The organism is Mycobacterium sp. (genome assembly GCF_036488105.1).
Taxonomy (GTDB): Bacteria; Actinomycetota; Actinomycetes; order Mycobacteriales; family Mycobacteriaceae; genus Mycobacterium.
On the sequence record NZ_DASXHW010000564.1, the window covers coordinates 1 to 14,053 of the forward strand.

The window sequence follows — 14,053 nt, forward strand, 5'->3', positions numbered from 1 at the left end:
ATAGTGTGGGTCACCGGCTGGACCACAATAAGCGGCAGATATGAGTGGGAGAAATGCCATGCCGGCAATCGTCCTGATCGGCGCCCAATGGGGCGACGAGGGCAAGGGCAAGGCCACCGACCTACTCGGCGGCCGCACCAAATGGGTGGTGCGCTACCAGGGCGGCAACAACGCGGGACACACCGTGGTGCTGCCCAGTGGCGAGAACTTCGCCCTGCATCTCATCCCGTCGGGCATCCTGACGGCCGGCGTCACCAACGTCATCGGCAACGGCGTGGTCATCGATCCGGGTGTGCTGCTCGACGAGCTGAAGGGCCTCGAAGACCGCGGCGTCGACACCTCGAAGCTGTTGATCTCCGCCGACGCACATCTGCTGATGCCGTATCACGTGGCCATCGACAAGGTGACCGAGCGCTACATGGGCAGCAAGAAGATCGGCACCACCGGTCGCGGTATCGGGCCGTGCTACCAGGACAAGATCGCCCGTATCGGGATCCGGGTCGCTGACGTGCTCGACGAGGGAATGCTGACCCACAAGATCGAAGCCGCGCTGGAATTCAAAAACCAGGTGCTGGTCAAGATCTACAACCGCAAGGCGTTGGACGCCGGCCACGTCGTCGAGGCGCTGTTGCAGCAGGCGGAGAGTTTCAAACACCGCATCGCCGACACGCGACTGCTGCTCAACAATGCGCTGCAGGCCGGCGAGACCGTCCTACTGGAAGGCTCGCAGGGCACGCTGCTCGACGTCGACCACGGAACGTATCCCTATGTGACGTCATCGAATCCGACCGCCGGCGGCGCGGCCGTCGGCTCGGGCATCGGCCCGACCCGGATCACCACCGTGCTGGGAATCCTCAAGGCCTACACCACCCGGGTCGGCTCCGGCCCGTTCCCCACCGAACTGTTCGACGAGAACGGCGAATACCTGTCCAAGACCGGCGGCGAGTTCGGTGTGACCACCGGGCGTCGTCGGCGCTGCGGCTGGTTCGACGCTGTCATCGCCCGCTACGCCACCCGCGTCAACGGGATCACCGACTACTTCCTGACCAAGCTCGACGTGTTGTCCAGCCTGGAAACGGTCCCGGTCTGCGTCGGCTACCGCGTCGACGGCAAAGAGACTTCCGAGATGCCGATGACCCAGAGCGATCTGCACCGCGCCGAACCGATCTACGAAGAACTGCCCGGCTGGTGGGAAGACATCTCGGAGGCGCGCGAGTTCGACGACCTGCCGGCCAAGGCTCGCGACTACGTGTTGCGACTGGAAGAGCTTGGCGGAGCCCATATTTCGTGTATCGGTGTCGGCCCGGGCCGCGAGCAGACCATCGTCCGGCGCGACGTCCTGGCGGCCCGCCGATGACCGATCCCTCGCAGAGCCCGGAACAACTCGACCCCGACTACGACCATCACGGCGGCTTCCCGGAATACGGCGCCGCCAGCCCGGGTCCCGGGTTCGGACGGTTCGTGGCCGCCATGCGGCGGTTGCAGGATCTGGCGGTGTCCGCCGACCCCAGTGACGATGTCTGGAATGACGCCGCCGAGCACGCCGAAGCCCTGGCTGATCAGCTCGCGCCGTTCACGGCACCCGAAGGCCAGGCCCCGGCGGGCCGATCGCCGCAACTTCCCGGGATGGGCAGCCTATTGCTGCCGCCGTGGACGATGACCAGGTACGACCCCGACGGCGTGGAGATGCGTGGCCATTTCACCCGGTTTCATGTCGGCGGTAACGGCGCGGTGCACGGCGGTGTGCTCCCGCTGCTGTTCGATCACGTCTTCGGGATGGTCGTCCACGCCGCTGCCCGGCCGATCAGCCGCACCGCCTTCCTGCATGTCGACTATCGCAAGATCACCCCGATCGACACCCCGCTGACGGTCCGGGGCCACGTGGCGGCGACCGAGGGTCGCAAGGCGTTTGTCCGCGGCGAACTGCTCGACGGCGAGACGCTGCTGGCCGAGGCCAACGGCTTGATGGTGCGCCTGCTGCCCGGCCAGCCGTAGGGGCGGCGACCTCCGCGACGTCGGTCACACGGGCAGCGCACCTATCCTTGAGCAGCGTAACTAGGGGAGAAGGTGGGACCGGTGGCTGACGATAGGCCGCAGAACGAGTCGACTCACGGGCATCGCGATGGCCACCGGCCGACGGTGATGCTGCTGGGGTCCAGAGAGTTCAGCCGCGAGCTGGCGATCGCCCTGCAGCGCCTCGGCGCGCACGTGATCGCCGCCGAGCGGTACGCCGATGCACCGGCGCATGGCGTGGCCGACCAGGCGCTGGTGGTCAACATGACCGACGCCGACGAGCTGGGTGCGGCAATCAGACGGCTGCAGCCGCAGTTCGTGGTGACGGCCTCCGACGCCGTCGCGGTGGACGCCTTGATCGCCGTGGCCGAAGCCGGTGCCGCCGAGCTTGTGCCCACCCCGCACTGCGCCCGGCTCACCGCCGACCGGGAGGGCACGCGCCGGCTGGCCGCCGACGAGCTGGGGCTGCCGACCGCCCCGTTCTGGTTCGCGGGATCGCTCGACGAGTTGCGCGCCATCGCCGACCACGCCGGTTACCCGTTGCGCGTGCAACCCGTGGCTGCCGTCGGCGGCGAAGGGCAGTCCGTGGTCCTGCTGCCGGGCGATCTCGAGTCGGCCTGGCAGCGGGCGGTATCCGCCGGTGGCCGGCTGGCCCACAGCCGGGTGCTGGCCGAAACTCTGGTCGAGATCGACTTCCACGTCACTCTGCTCACGGTGCGCAGTATCGGTCCGACGGGGCCGACGCTCGACTTCTGTGCGCCGATCGGCCACGGCGAGGCCATTGGTGACGTGCAGGAGTACTGGCAGCCGCAGGACATGACCCCCGCCGCGCTGGATGCGGGCAGGTCGATCGCGGCCCGGATCGTCAAGGCGCTGGGCGGGCGCGGTGTGTTCGGGGTGGATTTGATGGTCCGCGGGGACGAGGTCTATTTCAGCGACGTCACCGCCCGGCCGTTCGAGAGCGGCCTGGTCACCACGCGCACCCAACGGCTCTCGGAATTCGAGCTGCAGGCCCGGGCCATCCTGGGACTTCCGGTCGACACGATCATGATTTCACCGGGTGCCGCCGAAGTGATCTACGCCGGCGGCGCGGTCCAGGGTCCGCACTCCGGTGGCGCACTCGCCGACGCGCTGCGCAGGCCGGAAAGCGACGTGCGGGTGTTCAGTTACGACGACTCCGAAGCCCGGCGCCCGTTGGGGGCCGCCGTCGTCACCGCCGCCGACGTGACCGCTGCCCGCAGCCACGCGCGTAAGGTGTCGACCGCGCTGCGACGGCTCTGGTAGCCCGCCGCGACATCGACGCCGGGGGCTTCCCCGTCAGCGGCCTCCCAGTCGCGTATGCGAGACTCACGCGGGTGAGCTACGCAGGAGATATCACCCCCGAGCAGGCATGGAAGATGCTCAGCGAGAACCCCGAGGCGGTTCTGGTCGACGTACGCACCGACGCCGAATGGCGCTTCGTCGGCGTGCCGGACCTGGCCAGCCTGGGCCGCGATGTCGTGTACATCGAATGGAACGCTTCCGACGGAACGCCCAACGAGAACTTCGTGGCCGACCTGTTGGAGCACGTTCCGGCCCGCGACGATCGCCCGGTGGTGTTCCTGTGTCGTTCGGGTAACCGCTCGATCGGGGCGGCCGAGGCCGCCACCGAGGCCGGCATCGCCCCCTCCTACAACGTGCTCGACGGTTTCGAAGGTCAACTCGACGGCAACAGTCATCGCGGCGGAAGAGGCTGGCGGGCAATCGGTTTGCCGTGGAAGCAGACATGACCCGCGCCGGCGACGATGCAGAGCGTAGGGATGCTGAGGAGCGGCGCACGTGACTGACGAGCCCAAGCAGGTGCCGTCGGTTCGCACGCCATTGCAATTGCCCGACGGCGTCAGCCAAGCCACGATCGGCGTGCGCGGCGGCATCCTGCGGTCGCAGTTCGAAGAGACCGCCGAAGCCATGTATCTGGCGTCCGGCTACGTCTACGGCTCGTCCGCCGAGGCCGAGCAGGCGTTCACCGGGGAAGTCGATCGCTACGTCTACTCGCGTTACGGCAACCCGACGATCAGCATGTTCGAGGAACGCCTCCGCCTGATCGAGGGTGCCCCCGCGGCTTTCGCCACCGCGAGCGGGATGGCGGCGGTCTTCACCTCGTTGGGCGCATTGCTGGCAGCCGGTGATCGGTTGGTCGCATCGCGCAGTCTGTTCGGGTCGTGTTTCGTGGTGTGCGGCGAGATCCTGCCGCGGTGGGGCGTCGAGACCGTATTCGTCGACGGCGACGACCTATCTCAGTGGGAGAAGGCACTTTCGGTGCCTACTCAGGCGGTGTTCTTCGAGACGCCGTCCAACCCGATGCAATCGTTGGTCGATATCGCCGCCGTCACCGAGCTCGCACACGCAGCCGGAGCCAAAGTCGTACTGGACAATGTTTTCGCGACTCCCCTTCTGCAGCAAGGCTTTCCGCTCGGCGTCGACGTGGTGGTCTACTCGGGGACCAAGCACATCGACGGGCAGGGCCGAGTGCTCGGCGGGGCTATCCTCGGCGATAAGGAATACATCGATGGCCCGGTGCAGAAGCTGATGCGTCACACCGGGCCCGCGATGAGTGCCTTCAACGCCTGGGTGATGCTGAAAGGCCTTGAGACGCTTTCAATTCGGGTCGATTACCAGAACACGTCCGCGCAACGGATCGCCGAATACCTGGAGGGCCACTCCGCGGTGCGATGGGTCCGCTACCCGTTTTTGACGTCGCACCCGCAATACGACCTGGCAAAGCGGCAGATGTCCGGTGGCGGCACGGTGGTGACCTTCGAACTCGACGTCCCTGACAGCGCAGCCAAGCAGCGTGCTTTCGAGGTATTGGACAAACTGCAGTTGATCAATATCTCCAACAACCTGGGTGACTCCAAATCCCTTGTCACCCATCCGGCGACGACAACCCATCGTGCGATGGGGCCCGAGGGACGCGCCGCTATCGGGTTGGGCGACGGGGTAGTTCGCATCTCGGTGGGGCTGGAGAGCACCGACGATCTGATCGCCGACATCGACAGGGCCTTGGACTAGGAGTCTGCTGAGAGTTTCCTGGCCATCGGCAATTGGCATATCCGACAGCCGATGTTGGCGCGGTGGTTCCTAGTTCCGTCGTTATTCATCTTGCCGTTGTTTAGTCTTTCCAGTCGATTTGGTCTGCTAAGAATATTCGGCGCGATAGTAACGCCATAGTGAGTGCGTTCGATATCAGTGCGACGGTGCGCGCCGCAGCGTCTACCCCTGACTGCGCTGGGCCAGATATGGAGAGACCTGAGTGATATCGTGCATCAGCCGCCCGCGGACGTCACCTCATCCGCTGACCGGTCATTTCTACGAGTGGGCCGTCGTTATCGATGGTGACGAAATCCCCTGGCAGAGCTACGCGGGCCCACTGAGATTCGACGAAACCGACTTCGCCATCGCGACGCGCAAGTTGCTGTCGATTGAACCCGATGAACTCCCCGAGCTGGTCGGAGAGCATGTCGAATTTTCGTCGCCAAGCGAGCAGCAGCCGCGTCTGATGGTGCATTCGACCACGCCCTATGCCAGCAGCTTCGAGACGGATCTCACCGCGATGGTGGAGGGGCGGCCGCTGTTGGACCTCACCACATATGTGGAGACTCGCGGTCTCTACCTTGCCCGCAGTGGCGATCTCGTCGTCGGACGGACTCAGCCGTGGCGCCGCGGGGTTGCAGCAAGTGGCGTTGAGCGCCTTGTACTTCCGGATGCGGACTACTACTACCTGTCTCAGGCCCTGCTGCGTCGCGCGGTCGACGGCGGCGACCGCGATGCGGTGGTGCGCCAAATCATCGAGTTTCTTCGAGAGAACCCTTCAACGGTGGTGTGCCCGTACGACTTTGAACCGGAGTTTCAGCTGTTCGTGACGTGGTTGGCCAGGATCACCGGACTTGGCCGAATCCGAGTTGACGCCAACGATTTTCGCCTGGGAGTGTGGAACCGAAAGCGCATGCTGCATCCAACGGTCGAGGCAGCCCTGAGTCTGGAGAGCCAGGTCGCCGGCCGGCCGGGTCCAGTCATTTTGGAGCACGAGCACCGGGCCAGCGAGGCGTTCAAAGCCCTGCAAGCACCCATCCCTGTGCTGCCCGGTTACGCCGTTACCTGGCAAGAGGATCGCGGTGATTTCGTTCGCGATCTTCTTCGCGCGGGCGCGCTTCTGCGGGATCGGTACGGGCTGTCGCGTGCCTGCCTGAAGCCGTCCGACGGCGGCAACGGCGGCCGGATCGTGCCGGATATCGAACTCGACGACACCCGGCGTCTCGAGGAGCTCGCGACCGCCGCGTGGAAGTTGGGCGGTGACCAAGTGCTCGAAGCGCACGTCACCTACCTCGAAAGAAGCGTCGGCGGCGAGCGGGTCTTGACTACACCGTCAGCTCACGTGCGCTCCGGCACGCTACTGGACGGTCTCACTCTGCAGTTCATGCGTGGCACGTCGTGGAAGGGCAACATCTACCTGAGCGCCGTGGACTGGGAGAACCTGGGTCTGGACGTGAGCCTGTACACCGGGCTGCGAAAGACGATGACCGAGCTGCACCAACGACTGGGCTTGCTGCACTGCGGCATCGACTTCGCCGTCGGGACCGTGGGCGGCGTGTTCGGGGACACCGTGCTGGCCGCTGTTCAGGACATCAACCCGAAAGTCACCGGTGCCCTGTTCTTACGCGAGTTCATGGCGCGTCATCCCGAGGTCGGTGTCGGGGCAGCGACTCGCGTGCTCAGTCCGGAGGCGACGGAAAGTGCCGAGAACATCCGCTCGCTGGTGTCGGAATTCTGCACGGCCGAACAGCCTTGCGAGGAGGTCGCCGTCGTGCCGGGCCGGTGGGCGATGATCGCGACAGCGGGGCCGACGTCGGTATCGGCCGGAGCCCAAGCGTTGACCCTGGAGCGGATGCTTGCCACGTCGCGCTGATGTGGTGACGGCCAGATAACAATTGCCACAACAAAGTAGCGCGACGCGCGGAATGAATACCGGGAACGGCGGCGTGCTCAACTTATCGTCAGTTTGTGTATCGCCGAACGGTTCTGAAACTGCCGTTGCTGCTGGCTGCCGGGACTGCTCTGGCGTCGTCGCCACGCGCCTCCGCTGAGCCACCCCGCGCGTCTGCCGAGTCGAGTCGGTGGTCGGCCGACCGTGCCAACCGTTGGTACCAAGCCCAGGGCTGGCCTGTCGGCGCGAACTTCGTCACCTCCACCGCGATCAACCAATTCGAGATGTTCCAGCCGGGCACCTACGACCCGCGGCGCATCGACACCGAATTGGGCTGGGCCCGGCTACACGGGCTGAACACGGTCCGGGTCTTCCTGCACGACCAGCTGTGGGCTCAGGACTCCCGCGGCTTCCAGACGCGTCTGGCGCAGTTCGTCAACATCGCGTCCCGCCATCGCATCAAACCGCTGTTCGTGTTGTTCGACTCGTGCTGGGACCCGCATCCCCAAGTTGGTCGCCAGCATGCCCCGACTCCCGGGGTGCACAACTCCGGCTGGGTGCAGGGCCCCGGCGCTGATCGCATCGACGACAAGAGCTACACCCGGACCCTGCAGGAGTATGTCACCGGCGTCATGACCCAATTCCGCAACGACGACCGGATTTTGGGTTGGGATGTGTGGAATGAACCCGACAATCCCGCGCCGCAGTACGCCAGCGTCGAGCGCGCCGACAAACTGGACCGGGTCGCAGAGCTGCTCCCCCAAGCCTTCACCTGGGCGCGCGCCGTCGACGCTCGCCAGCCGTTGACCAGTGGCGTGTGGGACGGCGAGTGGGCGGATGCGTCAAGTCGCACCACGATCCAGAACATTCAGCTGGCCAACTCCGACGTGGTCAGCTTTCACTCCTACGCCGGGCCGTCGGCGTTCGAGTCCCGCATCGGCGAGCTCACCCCGCACGGGCGACCTATCTTGTGCACCGAATACATGGCCCGCCCGCAGGGCAGTACCGTTGAGTCGATCCTACCAATTGCCAAGCGGCACAACGTTGGTGCGATCAACTGGGGTTTGGTGGCGGGCAAGACGCAGACTTACTTTCCGTGGGATTCGTGGAAGCACCCGTATTCAGCGGTCCCCAAAGTGTGGTTCCACGATTTGCTGCGGCCAGATGGAACTGCCTTCGAGAACATCGAATCTCAGACGATCAGATCCCTGAGCGCGTCAACGGCCGGCTAGGCCGTGACCGTCGCCAAGTCGATCCTGTTGTTTGCGGTGGCCGCGCTGTTGGAGATCGGCGGCGCATGGTTGGTGTGGCAGGGCGTCCGTGAGCACCGGGGCTGGATGTGGGCCGGCTTCGGGGTGATCGCCTTGGGCGCCTACGGTTTCGTCGCCACATTTCAACCCGACTCGCAGTTCGGCCGCGTGCTGGCCGCTTATGGTGGCGTGTTCGTCGCCGGGTCGCTGGCCTGGGGCATGGCGCTGGACGGTTTTCGGCCGGACCGCTGGGACATCATCGGCGCAGCGGTGTGCCTGGCCGGCGTCGGCGTGATCATGTACGCGCCGCGCGGGCGCTGATCACTCCTTGTGCTCGACGACCCCCGTCGCATGCTGCGCGCGATCTTCGTAGGTACGGCGGGCGGTGGTGTCGAGGTTGAGGAACACCGCGTCGTTGCCCATCTTCTTGTTGAGCCAGCGACGACCGCGGTCCGGCAGCAGGGCGGACACGGCGGCGAATGATTTACCCCAACTAGGCACCGATACCCGGGATTTCGGCTTGTCGAGCACCTTGACGATCGCGGCGGCGATCTCGGACGGCTCGACCGGCTTCTGCGCGGCCGACGGCGACGTTCCCGAGATCAGTTCGGTGTTGGTGAAGGTCGGCAATACCGCGGTGACCTTGACACCCTGCGGTGCGAATTCGTCGGCCATCGCGGTGGACAGCCCGACGACTGCGAATTTTGTTCCAGCGTAGATGATTTGACCGGGCACCGCGACCATGCCGGCCAGTGATGCGATGTTGATGATGTGTCCGCTGCGGCGCTTGACCATCTCCGGCAGCACCAGCTGACAACCGGTGAGCACACCGTAGAAGTTCACCTCGATCGAGGAGCGGATGGCCTGCGCCGACTGGTCGAGAAACGGACCTACCGGCATCACACCGGCGTTGTTGATCAGTACATCGATGTGCCCGCCGCCGTCGGCACGGGCCTTGTCGAGAAATGCCGCGAACGATTCCTTGTCGGTCACGTCCAGGGGATGACCGGTCACCTGCCCCAGGCTGCTGATGCCGGCGACCGCGCTTTCGAGCACATCGAGGTCCCGGTCGCCGATGACCACGCGGGCAGCGCGCGCCAGCAGCGCTTGCGCGGTCGCATAACCGATGCCGCGGGCAGCGCCGGTGATGACGATGGTCTTGCCCCTGATGTTGTCCATTCGACGGACTTTACAGGTGTCAAGTCCGGTGCGGAACTGTGCTTCGGGAGCCGAGCGCCGAGCCACCGCTCTCGGCGCACCAGCCACATCAGCACCGTCAGCTGGGCACCACCCGTTCGTGAAAACGTGACCACATGCGATATCACCCAAGCGCTGATATCGCATGTGGTCACAAAACAAAAAAAGAATGTGGTCGCACTCAGCGACCGACGTGGCACCGCAACTTCAGATCCCGAGATCCTTGGCGATAATCGTCTTCATGATCTCGGTGGTCCCGCCGTAAATCGTCTGGATGCGAGCGTCGACGAAAGCACGCGAGACCGGATATTCCCGCATGTACCCGTAGCCGCCGTGCAGTTGTAAGCAGCGGTCGGCGGTGCGAACCTGAAGTTCGGTGGTCCACCATTTCAGTCGCGCCGCCCGGGCCGCAGTCAATTCGCCAGTGAGGTGTTCGGCGATGCAGTCGTCGAGATAGGTACGCGCGATATCGATTTCGGTCGACAACTCGGCGAGCACGAATTGAGTGTTCTGCAAGCCGGAGATGGGGGAGCCGAACGCGTTCCGCTGCTTGACGTAGCCGAGGGTTTCGGCCAGCACGCCCTCGGCCGCCGCCACGGCGCCGACGGCCAGCGACAGCCGTTCCTGGGGCAGGTTGTTCATCAGTTGATAGAAACCCCGGCCTTCTTCCCCGAGCAGGTTCTCGACGGGAACCCGCATGTCGGTGAAGCTGAGTTCGCTGGTGTCCTGGGCGTGCAGACCGATCTTCTCCAGGTTCCGGCCGCGGCTGAAGCCCGGTGTCTCCGGCTCGACCGCCAGCAGCGACAACCCCTTGTGCCGATCGGGCGAGGTGCGCACGGCGACGACGAACAAATCTCCGGTCTGCCCGTTGGAAATAAAGGTCTTCGAGCCGTTGACCACGTAGTGGTCGCCGTCTCGCACCGCGGTAGTGCGGATCCCCGCCAGATCGCTACCGGCGCCGGGTTCTGTCATCGCGATGCCGATCACCGTCTCGCCGGTGACCACACCGGGCAACCAGCGCCGCTGTTGCTCGGCTGTCGTCAGGTCGGTCAGATAGGGCAGCACGATGTCGTTCTGCAGTGAGAGCGCGATAGCCTCGGCCGCCGCGCCCGCCCGCTGGAGTTCGTCCACGACGATCGCGTTGTAGCGGAAGTCGTCAACACCTGGGCCGCCGAATTCCTCGGGAACCGAAAACGCCAGCAGCCCAAGCTTGCCGGCTTCGGTGAACAGCGAGCGGTCCAGGCAGCTGGCCTTCTCCCACTGCTCGTGCGCCGGGACAACGGTCTGCTGCACAAAGTCGTGGACCATTTCGCGGAACTGCCGGTGCTCGAAGGTGTACTCCAGCCGTGCGCTCATCAGATGCTCCTTCAGCGAAAGGCGTCGATGCCGGTGAAGGCCTGACCCAGAATCAGCTGGTGCATTTCCGGAGTGCCCTCGTAGGTGAGCACCGATTCCAGGTTGACCATGTGCCGGATCACCGGATACTCCAGCGATATCCCGTTGCCGCCCAGTATGGTTCGCGCCGTCCGGCAGATCTCGATCGCTTCCCGAGTGTTGTTGAGCTTGCCGAAGCTGACCTGCTCGGGTCGCAGACCCACGCTGTCCTTCAGTCGGCCCAGCTGCAACGCCAGCAGCAAGCCCTTGTGCAATTCGACCGCCATGTCCACGAGTTTGGCTTGGGTCAACTGGAATCCGGCGATCGGACGGCCGAATTGAGTGCGTTGCCCCGCGTAGTCCAGCGCGGCCTGCCACGCGGATCGCGCGGCGCCCATCGAACCCCAGACGATGCCGTAGCGCGCCTCCGACAGACACGACAGCGGACCTTTGAGCCCCTTCACCTCGGGCAGCATGGCGTCGTCGGGCAGGCGGACGTCGTCGAGCACCAGCTCGCTGGTGATCGACGCCCGCAGCGAGAGCTTGTGGTGAATGGTGTTGGCGGAAAACCCGGGCGTCTTGGTCGGGACGACGAAGCCGCGCACGCCGTCGTCGGTCACCGCCCACACGATCGCCACGTCGGCGACCGATCCGTTGGTGATCCACATTTTGCGGCCGTTGAGAATCCAGTCCGACCCGTCGCGTCGCGCCCGGGTGGTCATCGAAGCCGGATCGGAGCCGGCGTCGGGTTCGGTCAGGCCGAAGCAGCCGAGCAGTTCGCCGGCGGCCATGCCGGGCAGCCACTGTTGCTTCTGTTCCTCGGAGCCGAACCGCCAGATCGCGAACATGGCCAGCGACCCCTGTACCGAGACCATCGACCGGATGCCGGAGTCGGCGGCCTCCAGCTCGGTACACGCCAGCCCGTAGTGCACCGACGACGCCCCGCCGCAGCCGTAACCCTCCAGGTGCATGCCGAGCAATCCGAGCTGTCCGAAGTGTTTGGCCAGGTCGCGGACCGGGAGATCGCCGATCTCGAACCACTCCGCGACGTGCGGGATGACGTGCTCGGCGCAGAACTGACGAACCGTGTCACGCACCGCGATCTCGTCGTCGGACAGTGAGGTGTCCAGGCCGAGCGGATCCTGCGGATTGAAGTCGGGAAGTGTGCCAGTGCTCATGGCCTAATAGTGCCATCGCGGAGAAGTGCAATCGTCGGCGTTGGCGTCCGCACAGTTGCGGCCTAGGCTCTGCCATGGGGGCATCAGCATGGAGGTAAGAAGAATGCCCCCGCTACTCCGCTTGTCGGCCGTGTTCGTCGCAGCGGTCGCGCTGGCCCCGCCGGCGGTTGCCGATCCGGTCGACCCGATCCCTGGAAACGGTGTCTTTGTCGTCGGACCCGACATTGCGCCGGGCCTCTACCACACGGGCGGCTCAGGATCGGCCTTTGGAGTGTGGATCAACAACGTGCCGACCCAGGACTCAATGTGCTCGTGGTTCACCTACAGCACACCCGATGCGGCCAAGGACCATGTCCTGCAGACCAACACTTCCGTCGGTCCGATGTTCGCGAACATCAATACGGGAGTCAAGGCCTTCGAGTCGCGCAACTGTCAAGACTGGACACGGGTCCCCTAAGACGGATCAATCACGTTCAGCCACGGCAGAATTAGTCGCAGCTGACGCATACTCCGGTGAGCGATAACTGCATGCCGCACGTGCAGAACCTGCCCTCGCGCCGAACGTCGCCGGAACGCGTGCCGCTGAGGCGCACTCGATTCTCCGGGTGCTCGACGTACCAGGTTCCCTTTCGCGAGCTAGGTCCGCGCCCGGCGCCGCTGCCCGCGACGCCGGCGATTTCTTGTTCGGTGACGAAGCCGGTCGTGTACCCGTGATAGATGTGCAGATCGGGCTGACCGTCGCGCCTCTTGGCCACGATGTACGGCTTGTCAGGACCGGCGACCGCGCGGTATTCGGCGATGCCGATAGCGGCGGTGACTCGACGGATGAATGGGTGATTTTCTGTCGGGATGTGTGCCTTCGCCATCGCCGCCAGCAGCGACTCGGGCGGTCGGTCCGTAGTGGTCACGTTATTCAACGATAACCGGGTGGGCCGATGACGTCGGGTTCCCGCACCGTCGCAAAGCGACTATTAAGCGGTCCGTAGTCGGCTGGCTGGCCGCAATTAACAACCTGAACACCTCGCGAACTGAATTTGCTAACTTTAGCATCTTAAAGCCAGCTATTTATCGGCGGGAGGGGCACGATGGCTACCGAGCTTTGGCTGGAGGACATCCACGTCGGGCATCGATTTCGTACCGATGTCTACAACCTCACCGCCGACGACATCATCGAATTCGCAACCAAGTGGGACCCGCAACCATTTCACCTGAGCGACGAGACTGCGCAAGACACCTTCTTTCACGGGCTCGCGGCCAGCGGCTGGCACACCGCCGCCATCACCATGCGCCTGCTTGTCACGTCAGGAATTCCGCTGGCGCGCGGCATCATCGGCGCCGGCGGTGAGCTCGCCTGGCCTACCGCGACGCGACCGGGCGATCGACTCCACGTCGAGGGAGAGGTCGTCGACGTGCACACGTCCAAGGCGAGTCCCGACCGTGGGCTTGTCACCATCGCCTACGACACCCTGAACCAGGACCGCGAGGTACGACAGAGCAGCAAGGTGCGGGTGCTGGCGTTCGCCAAGCCGCAGTAAAGCTGTTTGTCTAAGCGGCTTTTCAGATGAATCACCATCTGGCTATGGGAAAGTAATGCCAGCGGAATAGGATAATGCGATGACCCCAGCAACTGACGCGATGACTTTGACAGGTCGTCTGGCCGACGGCGACAGGACCGGGTACCGGGAAGTCTGTCCCATCGAACGGGCATTGGACACCATCGGAACACGTTCAGCTTTAGTGCTGCTTCGTGAGGCGTTCTGGGGCACCAGCCGTTTCGAGGATTTTGCCCAACGCGCCGGCTTCACTGAGCAAATCGCGGCGACGCGCCTCAAACAGCTGGTCGATGCGGGAGTTCTGGCCAAGCAGCCGTATAAGTCGCCAGGGCAGCGGACCCGCTACGAGTACGTGCTCACCGGACGTGGCCGGCAGCTGTTTCCCGTACTGGTCAGCCTGGTCGAATTCGGAATGCTCTTGCAGGGCGACGCGAGACGCCTCGATCTGGTGCACGGCGAAGGTTGCGGCGCACCGCTGGCCACGCACGTGCAGTGCGCGGAGGGCCACAATGTGCAGCTTGCTCA

General features: G+C 64.7%; 15 protein-coding genes. 11 read left to right on the forward strand and 4 right to left on the reverse strand.

What is annotated here, in order from left to right:
- The first annotated feature begins 58 nt into the window (after nucleotides 1-58).
- The 8 genes from VGH54_RS29665 (at nucleotide 59) to VGH54_RS29700 (ending at nucleotide 8,547) form a co-directional block, all read left to right on the forward strand.
- Entirely contained in the window at nucleotides 59-1,357 is a 1,299-nt protein-coding gene (locus VGH54_RS29665) for an adenylosuccinate synthase (protein WP_331515759.1), read from the forward strand.
- Nucleotides 1,354-1,995, forward strand: a complete 642-nt coding sequence (locus VGH54_RS29670; RefSeq protein ID WP_331515760.1) for a PaaI family thioesterase — start codon at nucleotides 1,354-1,356, stop codon at nucleotides 1,993-1,995. Before VGH54_RS29665 ends, VGH54_RS29670 begins: the two co-directional genes overlap by 4 nt.
- 147 nt (nucleotides 1,996-2,142) lie before the next feature.
- A complete protein-coding gene (gene purT, locus VGH54_RS29675; protein WP_331515772.1) occupies nucleotides 2,143-3,297 on the forward strand; it encodes a formate-dependent phosphoribosylglycinamide formyltransferase in 1,155 nt (384 codons plus the stop codon).
- 71 nt (nucleotides 3,298-3,368) lie between these two features.
- On the forward strand, nucleotides 3,369-3,782 hold the full coding sequence (locus VGH54_RS29680; RefSeq protein WP_331515761.1) for a rhodanese-like domain-containing protein: 414 nt from the start codon (nucleotides 3,369-3,371) through the stop codon (nucleotides 3,780-3,782).
- A gap of 70 nt (nucleotides 3,783-3,852) precedes the next feature.
- Nucleotides 3,853-5,064, forward strand: coding sequence for an O-succinylhomoserine sulfhydrylase (locus VGH54_RS29685; protein WP_331515773.1), 1,212 nt, complete (start codon nucleotides 3,853-3,855; stop codon nucleotides 5,062-5,064).
- Nucleotides 5,065-5,305: 241 nt separating this feature from the next.
- Nucleotides 5,306-6,958: a hypothetical protein gene (locus tag VGH54_RS29690; RefSeq protein ID WP_331515762.1), complete on the forward strand. Its 1,653-nt coding sequence runs from the start codon at nucleotides 5,306-5,308 to the stop codon at nucleotides 6,956-6,958.
- A gap of 95 nt (nucleotides 6,959-7,053) precedes the next feature.
- Nucleotides 7,054-8,208, forward strand: a complete 1,155-nt coding sequence (locus VGH54_RS29695; RefSeq protein WP_331515763.1) for a cellulase family glycosylhydrolase — start codon at nucleotides 7,054-7,056, stop codon at nucleotides 8,206-8,208.
- Between the two features lie 3 nt (nucleotides 8,209-8,211).
- On the forward strand, nucleotides 8,212-8,547 hold the full coding sequence (locus tag VGH54_RS29700) for a YnfA family protein (RefSeq protein WP_331515764.1): 336 nt from the start codon (nucleotides 8,212-8,214) through the stop codon (nucleotides 8,545-8,547).
- On the opposite strand, the gene VGH54_RS29705 is transcribed toward VGH54_RS29700, so the two are convergent.
- The 3 genes from VGH54_RS29705 to VGH54_RS29715 all read right to left on the reverse strand — a co-directional run bounded on the left by VGH54_RS29705 (nucleotide 8,548) and on the right by VGH54_RS29715 (nucleotide 11,975).
- Entirely contained in the window at nucleotides 8,548-9,405 is an 858-nt protein-coding gene (locus tag VGH54_RS29705; protein WP_331515765.1) for an SDR family oxidoreductase, read from the reverse strand. It abuts the gene before it with no gap.
- A 225-nt stretch (nucleotides 9,406-9,630) separates the two neighbouring features.
- Nucleotides 9,631-10,779: an acyl-CoA dehydrogenase family protein gene (locus VGH54_RS29710; RefSeq protein WP_331515766.1), complete on the reverse strand. Its 1,149-nt coding sequence runs from the start codon at nucleotides 10,777-10,779 to the stop codon at nucleotides 9,631-9,633.
- A gap of 11 nt (nucleotides 10,780-10,790) precedes the next feature.
- Nucleotides 10,791-11,975 carry an acyl-CoA dehydrogenase gene (locus VGH54_RS29715; protein WP_331515767.1) on the reverse strand — a complete coding sequence of 395 codons (1,185 nt, stop codon included), beginning with the start codon at nucleotides 11,973-11,975 and terminating at the stop codon, nucleotides 10,791-10,793.
- Nucleotides 11,976-12,078: 103 nt separating this feature from the next.
- Here VGH54_RS29715 and VGH54_RS29720 point away from each other — a divergent pair, with 103 nt between their 5' ends.
- Nucleotides 12,079-12,432, forward strand: coding sequence for a hypothetical protein (locus VGH54_RS29720; RefSeq protein ID WP_331515768.1), 354 nt, complete (start codon nucleotides 12,079-12,081; stop codon nucleotides 12,430-12,432).
- A gap of 31 nt (nucleotides 12,433-12,463) precedes the next feature.
- Here the strand turns inward: VGH54_RS29720 and VGH54_RS29725 are convergent, their stop codons facing one another.
- Nucleotides 12,464-12,883, reverse strand: coding sequence for a hypothetical protein (locus VGH54_RS29725; RefSeq protein WP_331515769.1), 420 nt, complete (start codon nucleotides 12,881-12,883; stop codon nucleotides 12,464-12,466).
- Between the two features lie 177 nt (nucleotides 12,884-13,060).
- Between VGH54_RS29725 and VGH54_RS29730 the strand changes: the two genes are divergently transcribed.
- Nucleotides 13,061-13,510 carry a MaoC family dehydratase gene (locus VGH54_RS29730; RefSeq protein WP_331515770.1) on the forward strand — a complete coding sequence of 150 codons (450 nt, stop codon included), beginning with the start codon at nucleotides 13,061-13,063 and terminating at the stop codon, nucleotides 13,508-13,510.
- A gap of 79 nt (nucleotides 13,511-13,589) precedes the next feature.
- Nucleotides 13,590-14,053: helix-turn-helix domain-containing protein (locus VGH54_RS29735; protein WP_331515771.1), on the forward strand; the 464-nt coding region annotated here is incomplete at its 3' end.

Coding starts and splice junctions, on each gene's coding strand:
- VGH54_RS29670 (WP_331515760.1), top strand. CDS start 1,354: ATGACCGATCCCTCGCAGAGCCCGGAACAACTCGACCCCGACTACGAC.
- VGH54_RS29720 (WP_331515768.1), top strand. CDS start 12,079: ATGCCCCCGCTACTCCGCTTGTCGGCCGTGTTCGTCGCAGCGGTCGCG.
- VGH54_RS29710 (WP_331515766.1), bottom strand. CDS start 10,779: ATGAGCGCACGGCTGGAGTACACCTTCGAGCACCGGCAGTTCCGCGAA.
- VGH54_RS29665 (WP_331515759.1), top strand. CDS start 59: ATGCCGGCAATCGTCCTGATCGGCGCCCAATGGGGCGACGAGGGCAAG.
- VGH54_RS29705 (WP_331515765.1), bottom strand. CDS start 9,405: ATGGACAACATCAGGGGCAAGACCATCGTCATCACCGGCGCTGCCCGC.
- VGH54_RS29715 (WP_331515767.1), bottom strand. CDS start 11,975: ATGAGCACTGGCACACTTCCCGACTTCAATCCGCAGGATCCGCTCGGC.
- purT (WP_331515772.1), top strand. CDS start 2,143: ATGCTGCTGGGGTCCAGAGAGTTCAGCCGCGAGCTGGCGATCGCCCTG.
- VGH54_RS29730 (WP_331515770.1), top strand. CDS start 13,061: ATGGCTACCGAGCTTTGGCTGGAGGACATCCACGTCGGGCATCGATTT.